The following is a 21,907-nucleotide window of genomic DNA, read 5'->3' as shown; positions in this document are numbered from 1 at the left end:
GAGCCTCACTTACTCAGTTATTTGCCTAACTACAGTCATTGCCGAATAACTAACTCCCGCCGTCCCTTCTCCAGGGTGGGTTGAGTCACCGACTAGCCAAATATTTTTGAGGGGAGTGCGAGTCGCAAACCCAAAGGGGCCAAAGGTGGAAACCCGCATTCCTACGCCGCCAACGATGCCGCGATCGCGTCCTGTATATCTGGCAAAAGTCTGCGGTGTTGCTGCCTCGACATAGATCAATGTTTGATCATTGAGATTGAAATATTGACTTAACTGAGCAATCGCTCGTTTTGTAAATTTTTCCTTGAGTGCTTGATAATCATCATCGCCATACCAAACATCGGCATCGGTAAACTCCGAAGCAATAATCGTGGCTTTACCTGCGGGAGCGCGACCATCACCCTCTTTGCTGACGGACACAAAGAGCGAGTGCGGCTTATGAGCTGTAGAGTTTTCTTGATAAGCTTCGAGAAACTGCAAGTGGGGTGGACAACCTTGGGGAATTGCATCTCTAGTTACACCTAGATAAACCACAAATGCTACGGATGCAGGTTTCAGATTTTTGACCCTTTGGGCATAACCCTTGGGCGCAGCATCCCCCAAGAGCTGCACAAAATTATTGACGGTCACATTTGCCACCACATGACCTGCCTCATCCCACGATAATTCCCCTGTTTTAAGATTTTTTACTTCTACCTTTTTACGTTTACCTTGATCAATGATCGCTGTGACCTGATGTTGCATCAAAACCTTTCCCTCATCACGCTCAATACTCTCAATCAGACGATCGCTTAATACCTGCATACTACCTTGGAGATGAAATAACCCTAGAGGTGTCTGGGATACTGCCAATGCAGTGGCAGCATAGAGCAGAGCCGTCTCTTCGGCATTGACCTGTGAATATAGTTTGAGCTGTAAATCTAAGAAAGTGCGTAAGCGGCGATCGCCTGCTAGCCCAAATCCTCTGAGGGCATCACCAACCGTCGAAAAGGTGTAAGGAACTGTTGCGAGGGTATCGACGCGCAAAGCTTTTAGTAACTGCCCCATATCCCAAAGATTGCGTGGTGGCAGAATTGGATCACGTCCTTGAAAGCGCCAACTGCGCCAAAATAAATCCTCTAAAAATTGCCAGAACGCTTCACTATGGGGAAACTGTCGTTGCCTCTCAGCTTGCCATTTTTTGCGATCGCGCCAAACGTTAATTGGTTCAGTTTCGTTGGGCAGAAATACGGCACAGGCAGGATCGCAATGAGTGGCTTCAGGAAGCTCTATTTCTAGTTCCTTAAAAATGCGATCGTGAATACCGCCAGACTCTAACCCTGCAACTTGGGTTGCGCCGACATCGAAGGTAAATCCACGACGCTTAAATGTGGATGCACAGCCTCCAGCTACGATTGCTAAGTCATAAACGATTACTTCATAGCCACGTTTCGCCAACAAAGCCGCCGCCGTTAAGCCACCAATTCCCGCCCCGACGACAATTATCTTCTGTTGAGTTTTTTGCTTAGATTTACGCAACACTGGCTATAACTGATTAACAATTCTTAATCCAGTCTAAGCGATCGCTCTGACATGAACCAGATTGCGATCTATGCAGCTTGTAAAGCTGGAATTGCCTGAAATTTTTGTCGCTTGGGCAATGGTTCGCCCTTTTCTATGGCAGTTTCTACTAGCAACTCAATCACTTCTTGAGCATTTTGGACTGCCTCTAAGTAATTATCACCATGAGTGCAAGGCTGCATAACATTTGTAAATTCTGGTAAAAAGACAACAAAGCAGTTATCTTCATCAGACCATTGAATGAGAATTGTGTATTGCATAATTTTTATTCCTCTGCATTGAGTTTTCTGAGTTCTTCTAGGGCTTCATTAATCTGCTTTTCTAAGTATTTTTTGGCATCGCTTCCATCTTTGCCTGAAATAACTATTTTTCGTAATAATCTAGGATGCGACCATTTGGAATGACTTCCTTTTGCCGATTCACTGGTAAATCCTACTTTCAGCAACATACTTTTTAATTCTCGAATCTTTTTGGGCATAGATGCTTGTTTTCAGTCTAAGGATATTTTAGGCGATCGCCCTAATATGAGCTATTTTGCTCTATGCTGCTCGCAAAAGTTGCGAAGAATTTTTTGGCTGCGGCAGAGATTTTCCATCTTCCCGATAAATCTCAAGATAACTATCAATTACTTCCTGTCCATGTTTGGCAGCTTCTTCGTAAGTATTGCTATGGGTATGAAATTTCTGAAATGGGAAGTCGGGAAGATGGACAAGATAGCAGTCATCTTCTTCTGACCAGATAATTACCATGCTGTCGTGTGGCATTATTTTCTGACATGGCTTGTAACCACTTTTTCAATCAGTATATTTCTAGGTAAAATATAGATTTTTATTATGTTTCCTGTTTTTGCTGTGTTTTTATGATTTGCAACTCTAGTTTTTACTTTCTTGCAATTGCGTTAACAACCATGACGTAGCCTGACCATGATCACTTTCTCTTGACAAGCGTAATGCTTCTTCTAAAAGTGCAATTTCTAAACCTGTAATTATTTGCGATCGCGAAATTCTATAACTCCCTTTAGCACCATCAAAATCTGTAATTGTAAAAGCTAAAATTTCTACATTCCTAACATCAATTACCCAATATTCCTTAACGCCCAAATCTTCATACATTAAGCGCTTTTTGCCAATATCATCCGCCCAATAGCTATTGGCAATCTCAATCGCTAAATCAGGTGCAGGATAAATATCCAAATCGACAACACCCGCCCCCCAAGGAATTAACTGAGCGCGATCGCCAACATAATAGGAAATATCAGGCTGTACTTCTTTATTACTAACTTTTCGATAAGAGCAATTATCCTTACCTCTTATGACTAGTCCATTAACAGCAATAAATAAACCCATTGCCATTACGATTAGTGCATGATCGTCGGAATGGTCTGAGCCAGTGGACATAGGTTCGACTCTTGCTTCTCCATTGAAGTAGTAAAATTTATATTTTTGATATTTTGGAGCGTCCGCAACTTCAACGAATTCTTCCCAAGAGGATTTGACCCAAGTATTTAGGTTCTGCTCAATTATGTTTTCAGCAGCTTTGTCGATACTTAATACTGCAACCATGCTTACACCTCATTGGTTAAACACTAAGAAGATCGGCGCAAGCCGTTACTCCCCAGAATATTAATACAAATTAATACAAGCGATCTAACACGTAGTTAGTTAAACCAATCAGAGATTGCTTAGGTTCAGAGGAAGGTAGCCACTCAAGGGCAGTCATTGCCGACATCACATGACTCTTCGCTAATTCTCTCGCTCTGTTAATACCTTGGCTGTTGTAGACCATTTCCAAAGCCTTTTCGATATCACCGACCTCACTAAATTCTCGCTCAATCAAGCCTAATAACTGGGGATATTCCTCTAGAGCAAATAAAACTGGTGCAGTCAAATTGCCTTGCTTGAGGTCAGATCCAGCAGGTTTACCCAAGGTCTCTGTCGAGCTGGTGAAATCGAGAATGTCATCGACAACTTGGAAAGCAATGCCGAAATGTTTGCCAAAATTAAATAATTGTTCAGCCTGTACTTGACCAACACCGCTTAATACTCCCGCAGCTTTGGCACTGCCTGCCATTAGCGAAGCAGTCTTGTAAAAACTTTTTTCTAAATAGTCTTCCAAAGTCAAGCTGCTATCAAAGGCGGTCAAACTTTGACGAATTTCCCCCTCCGCAAAATCTGTGATTACCTTGGACAAAAGCTTAACGACTTCGAGGTGATCTAAATTGGCTAAGTACCAAGATGCTTGAGCAAACAAGAAATCCCCTGCTAGTACCGCAATGCGATTGCCAAAACTATTGTTGACGGTAGGTAATCCGCGTCGGAGGTCAGCGGAGTCAATCACATCGTCATGAACCAAACTGGCGGTATGGATCATTTCGGTGATTTCGGCGAGGCGGCGATGGCGTTGGGTAATATCGCGATCGGTCATGGTGGCGCGGGAGACTAGTAAAACTAGGGCAGGGCGCATACTCTTGCCCTTGGCTTCAAACAGGTGTTCCGCCGCCGCATACAAAATTGGATGTCTTGCCCCGACCAACTGCTTCAGGTTATCCGTGAGAGTACGCAAGTCATCTTTGACTGGTGCAAAAAGTTCGGTGACAGAAGTAGTTGGAAGGCTCATGCGAATAAACCAGTTTTATATCAATTTTTACATATCTTCATATATTGTATGAGAATGTTGTAAGAGTTGAAGATAGACTTCACCTGTTTTTGTGGTCAACATCGCTCAGACAGACGTAAATAGCTGACAGCAAGTACCTACTATTCCTTTAGCCAGAAATTTTTTGCGATCGCAACAAGCTAAACGAAACCAAACCCATATTTATCGGTATCGCAAATTACTGACCCTGATATCAATGTATCGGCATGATATATATTATTTAACAAATCGTAATCCAATCGTATAGATGGAAATTTGACTAATGATGCCTAGGCTGCTCCTGATCGATGATGATCCGATAATCTCTGAAATGGTCACGCTAAACCTCGAACATGCTGGATATCAAGTCAGTCAAGCGAGTGATGGTATTAAAGGACAAGCGCTTGCCATTCAGTTGATGCCCGACATGATCATTCTTGACTTGATGCTGCCAAGGGTTGACGGGTTCACAGTTTGCCAAAGGCTGCGCCGTGATGAACGCACTAGAGAAATTCCTGTAATGATGCTCACCGCAATGGGGCAAACTCAAGACAAGGTGGAGGGTTTTAATGCGGGGGCTGATGATTACTTGACGAAGCCCTTTGAGCTTGAGGAAATGTTGGCGCGAGTCCGTGCCTTACTGCGACGCACTAACCGCATCATTGACACCGCAAAACATGGAGAAATACTTATCTTTGGTTCGCTGACGCTTGTACCAGAACGCTTTGAAGCAATTTGGTTTAATAAGACCGTCAAACTCACGCACCTAGAATTTGAGTTGTTGCATTGTCTGCTTCAGCGCCACGGACAAACTGTTTCGCCTAGTGAAATCCTCAAGGAGGTATGGGGCTATGAACCCGATGACGATATCGAAACGATTCGGGTGCATATTCGCCATTTACGTACCAAACTAGAGCCAGATCCTCGCCATCCCAAATATATCAAGACGGTATATGGTGCTGGTTATTGCCTAGAGCTGCCCCACGATAACGATAATCAGCAAAACGAATCCGCGGTCGCTGAATAACAAAAAAAGAACTTGCATAGCAAGTTCTTTTTTTGTTAATTCTATACACCCAAGTGTTAGGCAACACATGGGTTTTAAGCCTCTGTCTCTCAAAATAGGAACGTGTGGATTTTCCTAGGAGAAATAGATCGTCAGGGCTATGCGTAAACTATCAGTATCCGAAATCTTTAAACCCTGTTGCTTATCCTTAGTATGTATAAATTTAGGAATTGCTCCAGCAGCTCTTAGTCAAACTAATCCATTTCCATTAGATGCCCAACTTCGCTATAACGGTGGTGGAGCAGGCATTGATGGTAATACTAGCGTTGGTTTACGAATTCCGCTCAATCAGACTCCTGACAATTTTTTGTATGTCACACCGCAAATCAGAGTTTTTAACAATGGCAAAATTGGCTCTAATTTGATCGTTGGATATCGATCCCTTGATGAAGCTGCTAAGCATATTCTGGGGGGATATGTGGCTTACGATAACCGTGATACGGGGGCACTTTTTTTTCAACAAATTTCCGCAGGGTTAGAATTTTTTGCAGAGACGTTTGACTTACGTCTCAATGCCTATATGCCCGTTGGTCAGAGTACCGTCCAATTAGGCGAGACCTTGCTCGGTACGGGCAAATTTATTGGTAATCAGTTTGGTATCGATCGCGATCGCCGTATCGATGCAGCATTGGGTGGGGTCGATGTTGAAGCTGGCACAACCTTGAATATCACAGGACTTGATGGCTACCTGCGTCCCTATGCAGGCACATATTTTTATACGGCGGCAAATAGCACGGGCGCATTAGGAATTCGAGGTGGTCTGGGATACTATGGCAGTCTGATTAATGCAGGTATTTCGGTTCAGAATGACCGTGTTTTCGGCACTAGTATTCTCTTTAATATCGGCGTGAATATTGGCAATCGTCCATCCTCAAAACCACCAACTTTGTTGGAACGGATGAATGAGTCGGTGGTGCGAAATGGCTCAGTGATGATTGAAAATCAAACAGTGCGTGATCAACTTATTGTAATTAATCCCTTAACTGGTCAGCCTTATAGTTTCTTTATCGTTGCCGACAACACGACAGGTTTACTGGGTAATCCTAATGTAGTGAGTTATGCAAATTTTACTGATGCTGTAGCCAATGCAGAGGCATTAGGCTCAGATGGAATTGTGTTTGCCTATGCGCCAGCAGGATTTCCTGCCCCAACTGCTGGCGGTTTTACCATTCCTGACCAAGTGCAGGTAATTTCTAGCGCTGCATCGATGATTAATCTACCTAGTCTTGTGGGTGGCAATTTTTTGACAAGTTTACCCTTGCCTTCGGATACTGGCGTTTTCCCAATTATTACCGATACAGTCACTTTAGCAACAGGCGGCACAAACCAAGCTTTGATTGGGTTTGCCATCAATAAAGATGTGGCAACTGGTGCGAATGCGGGCATCATTGGCAACAACAATGTCAATGCGACGATCGCCAATAACATTGTCACCATTACAGCTCCTTCTAGTACGGGTGTCGGCACTTCAGGACGAGGAATTGTGTTGGTTGGTGCAAGTGGCAATACGAATATCCTGAATAACCAAGTTAGCAATGCGATCGCAGAAGGGATTCGTCTTGATAATGTCAGTGGTACTGCTGTAATTTCTGGAAATACGGTTGTTAATACGATCCAGCCTGACACTCAAACTAATGTGGAAGCTGGTATTTTGGTACGCAACAACACAGGCAATGCTGATCTAACGATTGCCAACAATATTGTTAGAGATAACACTGCCACCGCAGGTGTTGTCGAAATTGACGGAATTGAGTTTAGTCTCTGTCGTGTCTATGCTGATTTGCCTGCTTGCACTGCGGCTGCTAATGCCATTGTAAATATTACGGGTAATACTATTCAAAATATTACAGGGGCTAATGATGGCGCAGATGGTATTGATATCAATCTGGGTAACTTTGCCAATGCCACAATCAATATCACTAATAATACACTCGACAATATCGTGAATAAGGGTATTAGCTTTGGTGCAGTTGATGGTTCTGTTGGGACAACGACGATCGCTAATAATCAGATCAGTAATGTCGGCGGGGCAGCAATTCAGGTACGCGTCGGAGAAACGGCAAATGGAGGGCAATCGTCTGTTCGAGCAGCAGTGCAGAATAATACTCTCACAAATACAGAAACAGGCAGTGCTGACGATGCAGCAATCATTTTGCGATCGCAAAATACTGCTACTCTCTGTGTCAGATTTGAGGGCAATACCTTAGACAATCCCACATCTAGTCTTGATTATCTATTCCGTAGACAGAGTTCAGCACCATCAGGATTGCAACTAGAAGGGCTAAGCATGGAGATTGCTGTGGGTACGTCTAATACAGTGCTGTTAGATGAGCTTGCAGCTAGAGGCAACATAGGCGGAGCAGTTGGTAAGTATAGAGTTCAAAATAATTCTGTACAAGTTCCCACCGCAGACTGTACTTTTCCTTAAAAGCTGATAAATCAAGCCCCAAAGAAACCCCACACCGTGGGGTTTCTTTGTAAATTCGCAAGTACCTCTTGTAAAAATTGCGGCAATTGCGATCGCACTATGCCTGAAAATAGTTAGAGCCTGAAATAAGAGTAATGGTCAACGAATGAAAATTTTATTTGCAGCGGCTGAAGTTGCTCCCCTCGCCAAAGTTGGCGGTATGGCAGATGTGGTGGGCGCACTCCCCCCGATTCTCAAGAAAATGGGACATGATGTGCGGATCATCATGCCTTACTACGGCGTAATCCCAGACAAGCTTAAAGAAAACCCTGAATGGAAATGGAAAGGCTATGCCATGTTTCAGGAGTTTGATATTTTTGAAACAGTCTTGCCAGGGACAGACGTACCTTTGTATTTGATGGGGCATGGTTCGTTTATCCCCGCTCGCGTCTATGGTGGCGAAGACGAAGATTGGCGCTTCACTATGTTTGCCAATGCTGTTGCCGAATTTGCTTGGAACTATTGGAAGCCCAATCTCATTCATTGCCATGACTGGCATACGGGTATGATTCCTGTCTGGATGCACCAAGTCTCCGACATTGGCACTGTATTCACAATTCACAACCTTGCCTATCAAGGCCCTTGGCGCTGGTTTTTGGATAAAACTACTTGGACTCCTTGGTACATGGATGCCCATAACACTATGGCGGCAGGCATTAAATATGCCGATCGCGTCAACACCGTATCGCCAACCTATGCTCAACAGATTTGTACCCCTGGTTATGGTGAAGGTTTAGAAGGTATTCTCTCCTTCCTCAAGCCTTGGGGAATTTTAAACGGTATCGATACCGAGCTTGAAAATCCTGCCACCGATCCTGCCCTAGCCCAAAATTACTCTGTCGATACCCTTGATGATCGCATGGTAAATAAAATTGCTTTGCAAAAAGAATTGGGCTTGGCAGTTAGCCCTGCGACTTTCTTGATTGGCATGGTCGGTCGCCTCGTAGAGCAGAAAGGGATTGATTTACTCCTGCAAACCCTCGAACGTTATTTAGCCTATACCGATGCTCAGTTTGTGGTGCTAGGGACAGGCGATCGCTATTATGAATCGCAACTTTGGCAGATTGCAGCCCGCTATCCTGGCCGCATGTCCGCGCAAATTTTATTTAACTCCGCCCTATCCCATCGGGTTTATGCTGGCTCTGATGCCTTTTTGATGCCAAGCCGCTTTGAACCCTGTGGTCTGAGTCAACTCATCGCCCTGCGCTATGGTTGTGTTCCAATCGTGCGGCGTACAGGTGGACTGGTTGATACTGTGTCATTCCATGACCCCATTGCCCAGACTGGCACGGGCTTTAGTTTTGATCGCTATGAGCCTTTGGATATGTACACCTGCATGGTACGCGCATGGGAAAGCTATCGCTACACCGATGCTTGGCGATTGTTGCAACAGCGTGGCATGAGTAATAACTTTAGTTGGCAAGCCTCTGCTGAGAAATATGTCCAGCTATATCGCTCAATTCCGGGGTTGGATAACGTCTAAATTTCCATAAAATTAAGGAGGTGTTTTGCACCTCCTTAGTTTTTGTAAAAATTACAACAATGCGTCAATTTCCCGCGATCCTCATTCCCCCAGAAGTGCAGCGCATTGCTCAGTCAAAACCTGTTGCGCTCAAATTTAATACTTCACTCCCCCGTGTTCCGCCGCCGCCCCCTGCACCGATTCAGATCAAAGAAGCGATATTTCTAAGTATTGGTTTAATTGTGGTGGTTGCCATTGTTACGGCTGCTGTTAAAGAATTAGGGATTATTCTGTTGATTTTGGGAACAGTCGGAATTGTGCTGCGGATTCGGTTTGAGTTTTTGACTTATAAAAAACGATATCAAAACCATCAGCATCTTCTTCAAAATTATTTTGCCAAGCTGGAAGATTATTCCCGCGAAGAAGTTAAATATCAGCAAGCATTTGCGATCGCAAATTCCCCAGACCGTATCCTTGCGTTTCGCCATCAGCAATTTCAGAAGTTGTTTGCCAAGATGTCACCACGCAATCAGTCCGATACATTGCCCTCAATCGGTGATCCTGTCGATCAAGCACAATTAGCAATCTCCAAGTTTGGGCTTACCCTTCAGCAATATTTAGCAGGAATGGTTTATCAAGGCTTAACGATTCATATTCCTAGCATTGATTATGATTGGAGTCCTGCCCTAACCTATGTTGACCCTGAGCTAAATGCTCATATTGCGATCGAGGTTGTCTCTGCTTCGGATCAGGCGGCAACGGTCAGGCAAAATGATCTGGCAGAGCATTTCTTATTAAATTCAGGCTGGATTATGATCAAGTTTGCTCAAGACCAAATTGATCAAAACCCTGAGGCTTGCTGTAAAGAATTAGCCAAGTTACTGGATCGCCTCAGTTTAGATCCTTCCGTATTGCCCCAATTTGCTAATATTTCTGATTTGCGAGTTGTGAAAATATAGCACTGGCTACAGTGATCGCAATTTGACTCGCTGTATTGTGAGCAGATGCTAAAATCAGCTACCAAAGACTGATAAAACTTGTTTTTTAGGTTTTATGTGAGGTTATCCCCTGTGAATGCTGCCGAACAAGCCAGAAATGTGGAAATAGCGACAAAAATTGCCACGATTGTTAATTTGTTTAAAGCAATTTACCCTGCGGCTCGCTCTGACCTGAAGCCTTGGCTTAATAATTCGGATACGCGCAAATTACTTGATCCAGACTCAATTGATGTGGGTTTTCATTTTCCGGGGGTAAGTTGGCGGCTCAAGGTTCGCAGCATTCTATTTCAGATTCGACTATACGAAGATCCTGTCGATGGTAATTTACGGGCAATTGGCATCGAGGCTAGTGGTCATGACTATAAAGGTGAATGTTGGCGATTTTCGACAGTGGATAATTGGCAATTTTTTGGGGATAAAGTGCCGATGGAAGATGGAATTGAGAACTTACGAGAGTTTAGTCGCCAAACCATCAAGATTTTCAATCAGTAAACTAGGGCAGCACAAGCACATTGGATAGTGACAAATTACAAACCTACTATCGCTGGATGGATTTTGCGATCGCATTAGTCAAAGATGCACATGCATTAGGAGAAATCCCCGTAGGTGCAGTTATCGTCGATCGCCATGGAACTGCGATCGCAACGGGAGTCAATCGTAAAGAGCAAGAGCAAGACCCCACTGCCCATGCCGAAATAGTCGCAATTAGAGCCGCATCAAAGATATTAAAAGATTGGCATCTGAATGGCTGTACTCTCTATGTCACCCTAGAACCCTGTCCTATGTGTGCGGGCGCAATTTTGCAATCAAGAATTAGCACTCTTGTCTATGGCGCTGATGACCCCAAGGCAGGAGCAATTCGCACAGTCGCCAATTTACCCGACAGTCCTGTCTCATTTCATAAACTGCAAGTGATCGCAGGTATTCGCGAACAGCAATGTCAAGTAATGCTCCAAGACTGGTTTAGAAATATCAGGAATAAGTCTTAGGTCTACTTACTGCATAGCGCATTAACTGTGTCCACCACGCTACTTTCCCTACTCACCGCCGCATCTAAATCTTCCTTCGCCTTCTTCTGCGCGTTAGCATCCTTTGCCTCTGTGGCTTTAACTTGAGCCTGCATAGCAACAGATACATCACCATACATGCCGATCATGTCAGCCTGTAATTCCTTAAGCTTAGGATCTTGGACTGCGATCGCTTGGACTTCAACCCGAATTTTCTCAATCTCTTCGGCGGATGTCACCAACCCCGCCATTTCCTTAGGCACAGCTAGCTCTTTAGCTTTGTTGGCTACAGACACAATCTTGTTACATTGAGAAATCTTACTCTCCCCACAGCCATACAGTAAAAAGCTAGCAGTGAAGCAAAGAACAACGTAGCGACTAAAACGATTGATTAATTGCATTTGGTAATTGTCGATAGTCCAAATTGATAGTTCGGGGGTCTAAAAATTCTAAAATGTTTTAGTAAAGCTAACTCAAGAGATTTGAACTATGTCTGATAATCGCCGCAGTCGTGCAATTACCGAAGGTGTGCAGCGATCGCCTAACCGAGCCATGCTCAGAGCAGTTGGCTTCCAAGATTCAGATTTTACAAAGCCAATTGTCGGTGTCGCCAGTGCCCACAGTACAATTACCCCTTGCAATATGGGCATTGCTCCCCTTGCCATCCGCGCCGAGGCCGGTATTCGTGCTGCCAATGGGATGCCGCAAGTTTTCGGGACAATCACCATTAGCGACGGCATCTCCATGGGAACTGAGGGCATGAAATATTCCCTAGTCTCCCGTGATGTCATTGCTGACTCAATCGAAACGGCTTGTACTGGTCAAAGTATGGATGGCGTTTTAGCGATCGGTGGTTGCGACAAAAATATGCCAGGGGCAATGATCGCCATGGCAAGAATGAATATTCCCGCCGTATTTATCTATGGCGGTACGATTGAACCAGGACATCTTGATGGCGAAGATCTAACTGTAGTTAGTGCCTTTGAAGCTGTCGGTCAATATAGCGCAGGTCGTATTGATGAAGTAAGACTCAACTCCGTTGAGCGCAATGCTTGCCCGGGGGCTGGCTCCTGCGGGGGAATGTATACGGCAAATACAATGTCGTCAGCCTTTGAAGCAATGGGCATGAGTCCCATATATTCCTCTACCATGTCCGCCGTTTCCCCTGAAAAAGCAGCTAACACAGAATTGGCAGGTACAATTCTGGTGAATGCAATTCGCAATAACCTCTGTCCTCGCGACATCATTACTCGTAAATCCATCGAAAATGCTGTTTCCGTAGTCATGGCAGTGGGAGGATCGACAAACGCGGTACTACACTTTTTAGCGATTGCACATTCCGCAGGTGTTGAGTGGAATCTTGATGACTTCGAGCGTATCCGTGAGCGTGTTCCTGTTATTTGTGACCTCAAACCATCGGGTAGATATGTAGCCACCGACCTCCACAAAGCAGGTGGTATTCCCCAAGTCATGAAAATGTTGTTGGCTCATGGCTTATTGCATGGCGACTGCATCACGATCACAGGTCAAACCGTAGAAGAAGTCCTCAAGGATATTCCTGCCGAACCTCGTGCCGATCAAGATGTGATTCGTCCTTGGGAGCGCCCGATGTACAAGCAAGGACACCTTGCCGTTCTCAAAGGCAACCTCGCTGAAGAAGGTGCAGTTGCCAAGATCTCTGGTGTCAAAAATCCGATTATCACTGGTCCAGCCCGCGTGTTTGAATCAGAAGAAGCTTGTCTAGATGCGATTTTGGCAAACAAGATCAATGCTGGAGATATCCTCGTGATTCGCTACGAAGGTCCCAAGGGTGGCCCTGGTATGCGGGAAATGCTTGCCCCCACCAGTGCAATTATTGGTGCTGGACTAGGCGATTCTGTTGGCTTGATTACCGATGGACGATTTTCTGGCGGAACCTATGGCATGGTCGTCGGTCACGTTGCCCCAGAAGCCTATGTTGGCGGGACAATTGCCTTGGTCAACGAAGGCGACTCAATCACCATTGATGCTCATCAGCGATTGATTCAGCTCAATGTTAGTGATGATGAACTCGCTAGCCGCCGCGCTAACTGGAAGCCCCCCGCTCCTCGTTATACCAAGGGTGTATTGGCAAAATATGCCACCCTTGTTTCCACCAGCAGTAAAGGTGCTGTAACTGACTTAGACTTGTTCTAATTAAAGAGATGGCGCACGCTGCGCGTGCGCCATCTCTTTAAGAGGTTTATATTTAATCGCAATTTTTAGAAAAAATATTAAATTTACTGCCATTTTTTTGCAAAATGGTAACAGTCCTGAACTGAGTCCCCCATGTCCCCCGAACAAAACGCCCTAGAACCAATTGCACTAACCACACCACTCTTTTACGTCAACGATCGTCCGCATATTGGTAGTGCTTACCCGACAATTGCTGCTGATGCTTTTGCGCGTTTCCATCGGCTTAAGGGGCATCCTGTCATGTTTGTAACTGGCACCGATGAACATGGACAAAAAATTCAGCGTACTGCCGAAAAAAATAATCTGTCTCCCCAAGAACATTGCGATCGCACTGTTGCTGAATTCTATACACTCTGGGAAAAGTTTAATATTCGCTTCGATCGCTTTACTCGTACCACCGCTCCCAAACATCAAGCAATCGTCAATGAATTTTTTCAACGGGTCTATGACGCAGGCGATATTTACCTAAATCAACAAAAGGGATGGTACTGCGTCGCCTGTGAAGAATTTAAAGAAGAACGTGAATTACCCGCCAGTCACCACTGCCCCACTCACACCAACGTCGTCTGTGAATGGCGCGACGAACCCAACTATTTCTTCCGTCTCTCCAAATACCAAGATGCCCTTGATCAATTCCACGAAGCCAATCCCCACTTTATCCAGCCCGAAAGCCGCCGCAATGAAGTTCTAGGTTTCATGAAACAAGGCTTGCAGGACTTTTCCATCTCCCGCGTTAACCTTGATTGGGGATTCCCCATTCCCACCGATCCTAGTCACACGATCTATGTTTGGTTCGATGCCCTCCTTGGCTACGTCACCGCTCTACTCGATCCCGACGATGAGCCAACCCTCACCAACGCCCTTAAAAAGTGGTATCCCTTCAACCTGCACATCATTGGCAAAGATATTCTCAGATTCCATGCAATTTACTGGCCAGCGATGCTCATGTCCGCAGGGCTAGAGCTACCAAAGCGTGTTTTTGGTCATGGTTTACTGACAAAAGATGGTTTAAAAATGGGCAAAACTTTGGGTAATACCATCGATCCCTACGACCTAGTTGATCGCTTTGGCTCCGATCCAATTCGCTACTACTTCCTCAAAGAAATTGAATTTGGCAAAGACGGAGACTTTGCCGAAGATCGATTTATTGCGATCGTCAATGCCGACCTTGCCAATAGCCTTGGTAACTTACTAAATCGTAGCCTTGGTATGGCAAACAAATATTGCCAACAAACCATTCCTGCACATGATCCCAGCCATATTCATGAATTTTCAGACCTAATTAACGCAGTAATCGCACAAGCGCAAAGTTTAGGCAGCCGCGTAAATCTTGACTACCAAAATCTTAACTTTCGGGCTGCCTGTGAAAAAATTCTAGAATTAATTTGGAATTGCAACAAACTAATTGATGAGACGACACCTTGGAAGCAGTTTAAAGCTGGCAAGCAACAAGAAGTGAATGAAGTTTTGTACACTTTATTAGAAGCAGTGAGAATAGCGGTGTACTTACTATCGCCAATTACACCGCAACTTAGCATTTCCGCATACCAGCAACTGGGGCTAAGCTTCGACGAAACAGATCCTCCTGATTGGAGTCATACAAATTGGGGAATACTAAGATCAGGTACATCCCTTACCCCTCCTATCCCAATCTTTCAGCGAATTGAGATCAACTAAATACTCAGCTAGTTTTTGTTTTTAGTCCTAATTTTAGTTTTAAGTTTTGTAATTTATTAACTATTAAAGTCCTGAAAATCTATACCTCTAAGTATATTTACTTATAGTGTATAGTTGAGGATAGGTTATAAAAATATAATTATTCCCTTTGTGTTCTTATTATAAAAAACTCGTTTTACAGTTCTCTGTTTACTTGAGATTTATCTGTGATTTACTCGGAACTGATTTACTATATCTCTTCTTAAATAACTCTCAAATAGTCTTGGGGTAAAGCAAATTTATTTATTAAAAAGGTTACTTTTAACGTCCGAATACTAAATCTAAAAAATTTAGTGACTGGGTTTATTAAAAAATTTTAAGAGGTTCTTCTGAATTAGGTAAACACAACTTAGGACGGTTTTAAGTATCAATGCTAATACCAAAGCTTCATCCCGCAGCACTAGATAACAAGCGTTCTATAGGCAAAAATATGTTACCTTTTGAGCAAGATTCTGGCTTTAAGCCAGACCAAATTTTAGAAAATCGAGGGCGGGTTGCCATCTTCATTGATGGCTCAAATCTTTTTTACGCGGCCCTGCAACTGGGAATCGAAATTGACTACACCAAGTTGCTTCTCTGTCTGACTGATGGCTCGCGTCTATTACGCGCATTTTTTTATACAGGTGTTGATCGCACCAATGAGAAACAACAGGGATTCTTGTTATGGATGCGTCGTAACGGCTATCGAGTCATATCTAAAGAACTAGTTCAGCTTCCTGATGGCTCCAAAAAAGCTAACCTTGATGTCGAGATTGCCGTAGACATGATGGCGCTCATTGGTTCCTATGACACAGCCGTACTTGTCAGTGGCGATGGGGATCTCGCCTACGCCGTAGATGCTGCTAGCTATCGAGGTGTTCGCGTCGAAGTAGTGAGTTTGAGATCAATGACCAGTGATCACTTGATTAACGTTGCTGATCGCTATATTGACCTCGAAGCAATCAAGGACGACATTATGAAAATATCTCGTCCCCAATCCCCCAATGCAGCACCATCAATTGCTAGCTATACCTATCGCCCCATCTCTGGACTCACATCCATAGATAGCGATCGCGATAGCTAGTTTTTACCCAAGACATTGCAACTTTACCCTAGTAAATTGCACCTAATCCTAAAAAATATTGACAGAAGTTGCCATTGTCAATATATTATAGAGTTCGCTGTAAAATATTACGTCTTCGTAATTTGCTTCTGCCGATTGTAGCTAACCCACTGCATAGAACGCACGCTCTCGCGAAGATAGTGTTGTACAGCCATCCGTTCTGCACCCCCCTTTAACTTGCGGTGTGTCGGGACAAACATAACACTGAAAACTGACAACAAATTGGGAGACTTATAGTGGCTCGCATTGCAGGAGTTGACCTTCCTCGTGACAAGCGCATCGAAATAGGACTAACGTATATATACGGAATCGGTCTAACTAGCGCCAAAAAAATCTTAGCAGCTACCAAAATAAACCCTGATACGCGGGTTAAAGAACTTACTGATCCTGAAGTAACAACTTTACGCCAAGAGGTAGAATCCAACTTTCAAGTAGAAGGCGATCTGCGTCGTCTCGAAGGTTTAAGCATCAAACGTCTAGTAGACATTGGTTGCTACCGAGGTCGTCGCCATCGTATGGGTCTTCCTGTGCGTGGTCAACGTACTCGCACCAACGCTCGTACCCGTCGTGGCGGTCGTCGCACAGTCGCAGGTAAGAAGAAGGCTCCAGGTAAGAAGTAAGTAAGGATTAATACGAAACAATGGCTCGTCAAACAACTCGTAGAACTGGCGCACGCAAAAACAAGCGCAACGTCCCTAATGGAGTCGCTTACATCCAGTCTACTTTTAACAACACTATCGTCACGATTGCAGACACCGTTGGCGATGTAATTTCTTGGTCTTCCGCTGGGGCTAGTGGCTTTAAGGGAGCAAAGAAAGGCACTCCCTTTGCTGCGCAAACTGCTGCTGAATCGGCAGCAAGAAGAGCGATGGAACAAGGGATGCGTCAAGTGGAAGTAATGGTTACAGGTCCCGGCTCAGGACGTGAAACCGCAGTTAGAGCTTTACAAGCTGCTGGTTTAGAGATCACCCTCATCCGTGATATTACTCCTATCCCTCATAATGGCTGCCGCCCTCCAAAGCGCAGACGTGTGTAAAAATTCAGACCTTGGCAAATATCACTAGCGATCGCGCTGTGATTTTTACTTGTTTACTGAATTATTTAGCTTACTTTCTAACTTCCTTTGATTTTCGTTTACTCTTGCAGACTAAGTCGGTACAAATATGGCACAGTTTCAGGTTGAGTGCGTTGCATCCCACACAGAAAAAGACAATAGCCAGTACAGTCAATTTGTACTGGAGCCATTAGATCGGGGGCAAGGCATTACCATTGGAAATGCGCTCAGAAGAGTATTGCTCTCCAATCTTGAGGGTGCGGCCGTCACTGCCGTTCGCATTGCTGGTGTTAACCATGAATTTGCGACAATTCCAGGTGTGCGGGAAGATGTTTTAGATTTGATGCTCAACCTGAAGGAACTAGTGTTGAAGTCTTACAGCTCAGCACCACAGATCATTCGTTTGGTAGAGCGCGGTCCAAAGCTTGTCACGGCTACCAGTTTTCATTCTTTGCCATCAGACATCGAGATTGTTAATCCTAACCAGTACATCGCCACTCTTAGTGAAGGCGCAACTTTGGAAATGGAGCTAACAATTGAGCGTGGTAAAGGTTATCGCTCGGTAGACCGATCTAAAGAAGATCACAGTTCTCCCATTGATACACTCAAGATTGATGCTGTGTTTATGCCTGTGCGTAAGGTCAAGTATGAGATTAAGGACGCTCGGATTGGTGATGCGATCAACAAAGAGAGCTTACTCATCGATATTTGGACAAACGGCAGCATTACGCCTCAAGAAGCGCTCAGCCAAGCTGCTAGCGTTTTAGTGAATTTGTTCTCGCCCCTTCAAGAAATCACCCTTGCGCCTTCGTTGCCTCAAGAACGTGATGAGCAAGACGAGACTAAGCAAATTCACATTGAAGAATTGCAACTATCCGTCAGGGCTTACAACTGCCTCAAACGAGCACAGATCAATACTGTTGCTGATTTGTTGGAATACACCCAAGACGATCTACTGGAAATTAAAAACTTTGGTCAAAAGTCAGCAGAGGAAGTTATGGATGCCCTCAAACAGCATCTTGGCTTGACCTTAACTGAGTCCAAAGCTTCTAAAGTTCTCTAAAAATCTCTTGATTACAGAGTTTCGTTTCACATCCATCTAGTACACACCTATGCGTCACCGTTGTAAAACCCCTCAGCTTAATCGAGCTGCTGACCAGCGCAAAGCACTGCTCCGTGCTTTGACCACTGAGTTAATCCTCAGAGGCGAAATTAAGACCACCAGAGCGAAAGCCGATGCTGTCCGCACCAACGTTGATCACATGATCACCCTTGCCAAGGATGGCTCATTACATGCTCGCCGCCAAGCAATCTCTTATCTATATGACATTGCTGTCAAGGATGGCGAACCCGTTAGCGATCGCCCAATGACTAAAACCAAGCAAGAGCAGCTTCCTGAAGAAGAGCGCGTTACTAGCTTAGTTGACTTGTTGTTTAGCCAAGCTAAAGAACGCTACGCCGATCGCAATGGTGGCTATACTCGCATTGTTCGCACCATCAGTCGTCGTGGTGACAATGCAGAAATGGCAATTTTGCAACTTGTATAAACCCGAAGATGTTCTCTGCTGATTCTGAGTCATCCCATCGTGTTGCTTTAGTTATTCAATATCTAGGTACACATTTTTATGGGTGGCAAAGGCAGCCAAATCATCCCAGTGTGCAGCAAACGATTGAAGAAGCGATCGCAAAGATTTGTGGAAAAGTAACCGTTTTGCATAGTGCTGGTAGGACAGATACAGGCGTTCATGCTGCGGCTCAAGTAGCGCATTTTGATACGTCAAGTTTGATTCCTCCCCATCGTTGGGCAAAGGTACTGAATAGTTATTTGCCTGAAGGGATCTTAATCTGTGGATCAACAGAAGTTCCTAATGACTGGCACGCAAGATTTTCGGCAACATGGCGACGTTATCGTTACACGATTTACACCGCAGCAATTCCGAATTTGTTTGTCAAGCAGTTTAGCTGGCACTACTACCACGATTATCTTGATGAGAAGCTGATGCACCAAGCCTTGCAACCCATGTTGGGGGAACAAGACATGGCAGCATTTCAGAGAGCAGGATCAACCCGTCCCCATAGTCGTCTTGAACTCCAAGAGGCTCTATGCTGGCGAGATGGAGATTTTGTACATGTGGAAGTCCAAGCAAGTGGATTTTTGTATGGCATGATCCGTTTGTTGGTAGGGCAATTAGTTGATGTGGGGCGTTCTAGTCTCAGTGTCGCCGCTTTTACTGACAGATGGCAGCAAAAACGTCGTATAGAAGTTAAGTATGCCGCTCCTCCTCAAGGACTATGCCTTTTGGCGATCGGTTATGCTGATGATCCATTTGAAGAGTTCGGATCGCGCAAGCAAACGTTGAGTTTAAAAAATAAGCAAATCATTACATTGGTTTGAGATTACAAAAGCTCTTCTAAATCAAAAAGTTTCATAGATAAATTCCCTTTGTAGAGAAACTAATGACTACAACTACACTCACTCCTAATAAAAGCTACTTACCAAAAGACCCAGAACGTAAGTGGTACATTATTGATGCCGAAGGTCAGCGCCTCGGACGGCTTGCTAGCGCGATCGCAGTTATCTTGCGCGGCAAAAATAAGCCAACCTATACCCCACATTTAGATACTGGCGATTTTGTCGTGGTTATCAATGCTGAAAAGATTGCTGTAACTGGCAAAAAATCCACCCAAAAGCTATACAGAAGACATTCTGGTCGCCCAGGTGGTATGAAAACTGAAACCTTTGATAAGGTAATCGCTCGTGTTCCTGAGCGCATTCTTGAACATGCAGTTAAGGGTATGTTGCCTAAGAATACTCTTGGTCGTCAGCTTTTTACAAAGCTCAAGGTTTATAAGGGTGGTAGTCATCCCCATGATGCACAACAGCCTGAAACCTTGGTAATCAACACCATTCCATCGCAGAAGTAGGAGAAATAAACGATGTCAGATACCGAACGTTCTAATCGTGCTGTTTACTGGGGTACTGGTCGCCGTAAGACTGCGATCGCCCGTGTGCGTCTAGTCCCAGGGGAAGGAAAAATTGTGATCAACGGTAAACCCGGCGATCTGTATTTGCAGTTCAACCCTACTTATATCTCAGGTGTTAAGGCTCCTTTGGAAACCTTGGGCTTGGAAAATGAGTATGATGTTATGGTTAATGCCCATGGTGGCGGTGTAACTGGTCAAGCTGATGCAATTCGCTTGGGTGTTGCTCGTGCATTGTGTGAACTTGCTCCTGAAAATCGTAAGCCTCTAAAGGTTGAAGGCTATATGACCCGCGATCCTCGTTGTAAGGAACGTAAGAAGTATGGTCTTAAGAAAGCGCGTAAGGCTCCTCAATACTCGAAACGTTAATTACTTACCCGAAAAAAGCCTCGCTTTGCGAGGCTTTTTTTAATGAAAAAGATGAGATGCGGCGCTTTGCGCCGCATCTCATCTTTTTATAGCTTTTCAATTCCACGATCTAGAACTTCATAGTAAAGCGGCAAATATCCTGACTTGATACCGCCATCTTCTTTTGCCTTATCGAGATTACCGCGCAAAGTATGGCTATTGTGAACGCTGTAGATTTCGTAGCGATCGCCAATAAATACATAATCTGCCACATCGGTAAACTCTTCACCTTTGACTAATTGCCAGTGATCATCAGCATAAATAAAATGATAATCTGCAAGATCTGGGCTTGAGGATGGGCGCTCAACTGCCGCAGAGATTTCGGCGGTGTAATGAGGATTCTTATCATTAGGCGGGATCACTTTGCTGGTAACGTTGCGATAGAAACAGCTTTCGTTATAGCAAAATCTTAGTTTTGCCATTTTATTTTTGATGTTTTCAAAACGATCAATGATCTGATTTGATGAAGGTTCGGTTGCTGCTAAGGCTTTGGTGACAAAGGAGTTTGTGAAGGTTATACCAAGACAAATTAGGCAAATTAAAAAAATATTGGCAAGCGATCGCCATTGTTTGCTGGTCATAAAATTCAGATTTATATAGATTATTCAATAGGTAAGGAGTAGTTGGCAAAAATCCCCAACTACTCCTTACCATATTATTTAGACCTACCAATTTTTGCTAATCTTGATATAAATACTTGTCAAAACTTGTCAGAATTAATTTATGACTCTCTATCGTTTAATCTATGTCAGTCAGGCGATCGCAGGGCTAGAGTATCCTGATTTGGTTGATATTGCGGAGAAGTCTGAGCATAACAACAAAAATGTAGGCATCACAGGAATGCTTACATTTGGAGACTCTATGTTTTTACAGGTGCTAGAGGGCAGTCGGCGATTAATTAGCCAAACCTATAATCGAATTTTGATGGATAAACGCCATAACAACGCAGAACTGATTGATTTTTCCGAAATTGAACATCGTGACTTTGGGCTATGGTCAATGAAGGTCGTTCAGCTTGGCACTCAAGCAGAAATTTGTGATATTATTCTAAAATATTCTAGTTCTGAGACATTTTCACCAATTTCGATGACTGGCAAGCAGAGCTTAAGCTTTCTGCGTGAGTTGACGGCACTTTATCAACGGGGTGGCAATTTTAATTAATTTACAGATTTCAAAGCTACTCAGCAATCTCTTAAGTCTGGTTTAGGTCTAAGATTTTGGTATGGTCTTACCGAAC

At 44.2% G+C, this 21,907-nt stretch carries 25 protein-coding genes; 17 read left to right on the top strand and 8 right to left on the bottom strand.

Features of this window, described 5'->3' with window-relative positions; all coding sequences use genetic code 11:
- Positions 1 to 9 precede the first annotated feature (9 nt).
- The 6 genes from crtD to sds form a co-directional block, all read right to left on the bottom strand.
- Complete coding sequence (gene crtD, locus H6F41_RS02120) at positions 10 to 1,521, bottom strand: C-3',4' desaturase CrtD (RefSeq protein ID WP_190401825.1); 1,512 nt, start codon at positions 1,519 to 1,521, stop codon at positions 10 to 12.
- Positions 1,522 to 1,589: 68 nt separating this feature from the next.
- Positions 1,590 to 1,820 carry a type II toxin-antitoxin system HicB family antitoxin gene (locus tag H6F41_RS02115; protein ID WP_190401824.1) on the bottom strand — a complete coding sequence of 77 codons (231 nt, stop codon included), beginning with the start codon at positions 1,818 to 1,820 and terminating at the stop codon, positions 1,590 to 1,592.
- Positions 1,821 to 1,825: 5 nt separating this feature from the next.
- Complete coding sequence (locus tag H6F41_RS02110) at positions 1,826 to 2,038, bottom strand: type II toxin-antitoxin system HicA family toxin (protein ID WP_190401823.1); 213 nt, start codon at positions 2,036 to 2,038, stop codon at positions 1,826 to 1,828.
- A 61-nt stretch (positions 2,039 to 2,099) separates the two neighbouring features.
- Positions 2,100 to 2,324: a type II toxin-antitoxin system HicB family antitoxin gene (locus H6F41_RS02105; protein WP_190401822.1), complete on the bottom strand. Its 225-nt coding sequence runs from the start codon at positions 2,322 to 2,324 to the stop codon at positions 2,100 to 2,102.
- Between the two features lie 108 nt (positions 2,325 to 2,432).
- Entirely contained in the window at positions 2,433 to 3,122 is a 690-nt protein-coding gene (locus H6F41_RS02100) for a Uma2 family endonuclease (protein WP_190401821.1), read from the bottom strand.
- Positions 3,123 to 3,192: 70 nt separating this feature from the next.
- Positions 3,193 to 4,176 carry a solanesyl diphosphate synthase gene (gene sds / locus H6F41_RS02095; protein WP_190401820.1) on the bottom strand — a complete coding sequence of 328 codons (984 nt, stop codon included), beginning with the start codon at positions 4,174 to 4,176 and terminating at the stop codon, positions 3,193 to 3,195.
- 304 nt (positions 4,177 to 4,480) lie between these two features.
- Here sds and H6F41_RS02090 point away from each other — a divergent pair, with 304 nt between their 5' ends.
- The 6 genes from H6F41_RS02090 to H6F41_RS02065 all read left to right on the top strand — a co-directional run bounded on the left by H6F41_RS02090 (position 4,481) and on the right by H6F41_RS02065 (position 11,176).
- Positions 4,481 to 5,221 carry a response regulator transcription factor gene (locus H6F41_RS02090; RefSeq protein ID WP_190401950.1) on the top strand — a complete coding sequence of 247 codons (741 nt, stop codon included), beginning with the start codon at positions 4,481 to 4,483 and terminating at the stop codon, positions 5,219 to 5,221.
- A gap of 139 nt (positions 5,222 to 5,360) precedes the next feature.
- On the top strand, positions 5,361 to 7,688 hold the full coding sequence (locus H6F41_RS02085; RefSeq protein ID WP_190401819.1) for a right-handed parallel beta-helix repeat-containing protein: 2,328 nt from the start codon (positions 5,361 to 5,363) through the stop codon (positions 7,686 to 7,688).
- A gap of 145 nt (positions 7,689 to 7,833) precedes the next feature.
- The gene (gene glgA, locus H6F41_RS02080; RefSeq protein WP_190401818.1) at positions 7,834 to 9,210 is read left to right on the top strand and encodes a glycogen synthase GlgA; all 1,377 of its coding nucleotides are present in this window, start codon (positions 7,834 to 7,836) and stop codon (positions 9,208 to 9,210) included.
- A 59-nt stretch (positions 9,211 to 9,269) separates the two neighbouring features.
- On the top strand, positions 9,270 to 10,148 hold the full coding sequence (locus H6F41_RS02075; RefSeq protein ID WP_190401817.1) for a hypothetical protein: 879 nt from the start codon (positions 9,270 to 9,272) through the stop codon (positions 10,146 to 10,148).
- A gap of 111 nt (positions 10,149 to 10,259) precedes the next feature.
- Positions 10,260 to 10,679, top strand: coding sequence for a hypothetical protein (locus tag H6F41_RS02070; protein ID WP_190401816.1), 420 nt, complete (start codon positions 10,260 to 10,262; stop codon positions 10,677 to 10,679).
- A gap of 56 nt (positions 10,680 to 10,735) precedes the next feature.
- Complete coding sequence (locus tag H6F41_RS02065) at positions 10,736 to 11,176, top strand: nucleoside deaminase (RefSeq protein ID WP_190401949.1); 441 nt, start codon at positions 10,736 to 10,738, stop codon at positions 11,174 to 11,176.
- Positions 11,177 to 11,178: 2 nt separating this feature from the next.
- On the opposite strand, the gene H6F41_RS02060 is transcribed toward H6F41_RS02065, so the two are convergent.
- Positions 11,179 to 11,595 (bottom strand): hypothetical protein, encoded by a 417-nt coding sequence (locus H6F41_RS02060; RefSeq protein ID WP_190401815.1) that lies wholly within the window; start codon positions 11,593 to 11,595, stop codon positions 11,179 to 11,181.
- Positions 11,596 to 11,683: 88 nt separating this feature from the next.
- Here H6F41_RS02060 and ilvD point away from each other — a divergent pair, with 88 nt between their 5' ends.
- The 10 genes from ilvD (at position 11,684) to rpsI (ending at position 20,631) form a co-directional block, all read left to right on the top strand.
- Entirely contained in the window at positions 11,684 to 13,369 is a 1,686-nt protein-coding gene (ilvD, locus tag H6F41_RS02055; protein ID WP_190401814.1) for a dihydroxy-acid dehydratase, read from the top strand.
- 132 nt (positions 13,370 to 13,501) lie between these two features.
- Positions 13,502 to 15,085, top strand: coding sequence for a methionine--tRNA ligase (metG, locus tag H6F41_RS02050; protein ID WP_190401813.1), 1,584 nt, complete (start codon positions 13,502 to 13,504; stop codon positions 15,083 to 15,085).
- Between the two features lie 469 nt (positions 15,086 to 15,554).
- Positions 15,555 to 16,187, top strand: coding sequence for a LabA-like NYN domain-containing protein (locus H6F41_RS02045; protein WP_190401812.1), 633 nt, complete (start codon positions 15,555 to 15,557; stop codon positions 16,185 to 16,187).
- A gap of 275 nt (positions 16,188 to 16,462) precedes the next feature.
- Positions 16,463 to 16,846, top strand: coding sequence for a 30S ribosomal protein S13 (rpsM, locus tag H6F41_RS02040; RefSeq protein WP_009628987.1), 384 nt, complete (start codon positions 16,463 to 16,465; stop codon positions 16,844 to 16,846).
- A gap of 20 nt (positions 16,847 to 16,866) precedes the next feature.
- Complete coding sequence (gene rpsK / locus H6F41_RS02035) at positions 16,867 to 17,262, top strand: 30S ribosomal protein S11 (RefSeq protein WP_009628986.1); 396 nt, start codon at positions 16,867 to 16,869, stop codon at positions 17,260 to 17,262.
- A gap of 127 nt (positions 17,263 to 17,389) precedes the next feature.
- Positions 17,390 to 18,343 carry a DNA-directed RNA polymerase subunit alpha gene (locus H6F41_RS02030; RefSeq protein ID WP_009628985.1) on the top strand — a complete coding sequence of 318 codons (954 nt, stop codon included), beginning with the start codon at positions 17,390 to 17,392 and terminating at the stop codon, positions 18,341 to 18,343.
- Positions 18,344 to 18,392: 49 nt separating this feature from the next.
- Positions 18,393 to 18,827, top strand: a complete 435-nt coding sequence (gene rplQ / locus H6F41_RS02025; protein ID WP_190401811.1) for a 50S ribosomal protein L17 — start codon at positions 18,393 to 18,395, stop codon at positions 18,825 to 18,827.
- Positions 18,828 to 18,835: 8 nt separating this feature from the next.
- The gene (gene truA, locus H6F41_RS02020) at positions 18,836 to 19,675 is read left to right on the top strand and encodes a tRNA pseudouridine(38-40) synthase TruA (protein ID WP_190401810.1); all 840 of its coding nucleotides are present in this window, start codon (positions 18,836 to 18,838) and stop codon (positions 19,673 to 19,675) included.
- Between the two features lie 62 nt (positions 19,676 to 19,737).
- Positions 19,738 to 20,205: a 50S ribosomal protein L13 gene (gene rplM / locus H6F41_RS02015; protein WP_190401809.1), complete on the top strand. Its 468-nt coding sequence runs from the start codon at positions 19,738 to 19,740 to the stop codon at positions 20,203 to 20,205.
- 12 nt (positions 20,206 to 20,217) lie between these two features.
- Positions 20,218 to 20,631: a 30S ribosomal protein S9 gene (rpsI, locus tag H6F41_RS02010; protein ID WP_190401808.1), complete on the top strand. Its 414-nt coding sequence runs from the start codon at positions 20,218 to 20,220 to the stop codon at positions 20,629 to 20,631.
- A gap of 86 nt (positions 20,632 to 20,717) precedes the next feature.
- Here rpsI and H6F41_RS02005 read toward each other — a convergent pair whose 3' ends face one another.
- Complete coding sequence (locus H6F41_RS02005) at positions 20,718 to 21,251, bottom strand: hypothetical protein (protein ID WP_190401807.1); 534 nt, start codon at positions 21,249 to 21,251, stop codon at positions 20,718 to 20,720.
- A 142-nt stretch (positions 21,252 to 21,393) separates the two neighbouring features.
- Here H6F41_RS02005 and H6F41_RS02000 point away from each other — a divergent pair, with 142 nt between their 5' ends.
- Positions 21,394 to 21,831: a BLUF domain-containing protein gene (locus H6F41_RS02000; protein WP_190401806.1), complete on the top strand. Its 438-nt coding sequence runs from the start codon at positions 21,394 to 21,396 to the stop codon at positions 21,829 to 21,831.
- The last annotated feature ends 76 nt before the right edge of the window (positions 21,832 to 21,907 follow it).

It is taken from the genome of Pseudanabaena mucicola FACHB-723, assembly GCF_014696385.1.
In the GTDB taxonomy this organism is placed as follows: Bacteria; Cyanobacteriota; Cyanobacteriia; order Pseudanabaenales; family Pseudanabaenaceae; genus Pseudanabaena.
Note: the sequence above shows the minus strand (reverse complement) of the source record. Positions and strands in the feature narration are given on the sequence as shown.

Coding starts and splice junctions, on each gene's coding strand:
- H6F41_RS02115 (WP_190401824.1), bottom strand. CDS start 1,820: ATGCAATACACAATTCTCATTCAATGGTCTGATGAAGATAACTGCTTT.
- H6F41_RS02110 (WP_190401823.1), bottom strand. CDS start 2,038: ATGCCCAAAAAGATTCGAGAATTAAAAAGTATGTTGCTGAAAGTAGGA.
- H6F41_RS02105 (WP_190401822.1), bottom strand. CDS start 2,324: ATGCCACACGACAGCATGGTAATTATCTGGTCAGAAGAAGATGACTGC.
- H6F41_RS02100 (WP_190401821.1), bottom strand. CDS start 3,122: ATGGTTGCAGTATTAAGTATCGACAAAGCTGCTGAAAACATAATTGAG.
- sds (WP_190401820.1), bottom strand. CDS start 4,176: ATGAGCCTTCCAACTACTTCTGTCACCGAACTTTTTGCACCAGTCAAA.
- H6F41_RS02090 (WP_190401950.1), top strand. CDS start 4,481: ATGCCTAGGCTGCTCCTGATCGATGATGATCCGATAATCTCTGAAATG.
- H6F41_RS02085 (WP_190401819.1), top strand. CDS start 5,361: ATGCGTAAACTATCAGTATCCGAAATCTTTAAACCCTGTTGCTTATCC.
- glgA (WP_190401818.1), top strand. CDS start 7,834: ATGAAAATTTTATTTGCAGCGGCTGAAGTTGCTCCCCTCGCCAAAGTT.
- H6F41_RS02075 (WP_190401817.1), top strand. CDS start 9,270: ATGCGTCAATTTCCCGCGATCCTCATTCCCCCAGAAGTGCAGCGCATT.
- H6F41_RS02065 (WP_190401949.1), top strand. CDS start 10,736: ATGGATTTTGCGATCGCATTAGTCAAAGATGCACATGCATTAGGAGAA.
- H6F41_RS02060 (WP_190401815.1), bottom strand. CDS start 11,595: ATGCAATTAATCAATCGTTTTAGTCGCTACGTTGTTCTTTGCTTCACT.
- ilvD (WP_190401814.1), top strand. CDS start 11,684: ATGTCTGATAATCGCCGCAGTCGTGCAATTACCGAAGGTGTGCAGCGA.
- metG (WP_190401813.1), top strand. CDS start 13,502: ATGTCCCCCGAACAAAACGCCCTAGAACCAATTGCACTAACCACACCA.
- H6F41_RS02045 (WP_190401812.1), top strand. CDS start 15,555: ATGTTACCTTTTGAGCAAGATTCTGGCTTTAAGCCAGACCAAATTTTA.
- rpsK (WP_009628986.1), top strand. CDS start 16,867: ATGGCTCGTCAAACAACTCGTAGAACTGGCGCACGCAAAAACAAGCGC.
- H6F41_RS02030 (WP_009628985.1), top strand. CDS start 17,390: ATGGCACAGTTTCAGGTTGAGTGCGTTGCATCCCACACAGAAAAAGAC.
- rplQ (WP_190401811.1), top strand. CDS start 18,393: ATGCGTCACCGTTGTAAAACCCCTCAGCTTAATCGAGCTGCTGACCAG.
- truA (WP_190401810.1), top strand. CDS start 18,836: ATGTTCTCTGCTGATTCTGAGTCATCCCATCGTGTTGCTTTAGTTATT.
- rplM (WP_190401809.1), top strand. CDS start 19,738: ATGACTACAACTACACTCACTCCTAATAAAAGCTACTTACCAAAAGAC.
- rpsI (WP_190401808.1), top strand. CDS start 20,218: ATGTCAGATACCGAACGTTCTAATCGTGCTGTTTACTGGGGTACTGGT.
- H6F41_RS02005 (WP_190401807.1), bottom strand. CDS start 21,251: ATGACCAGCAAACAATGGCGATCGCTTGCCAATATTTTTTTAATTTGC.
- H6F41_RS02000 (WP_190401806.1), top strand. CDS start 21,394: ATGACTCTCTATCGTTTAATCTATGTCAGTCAGGCGATCGCAGGGCTA.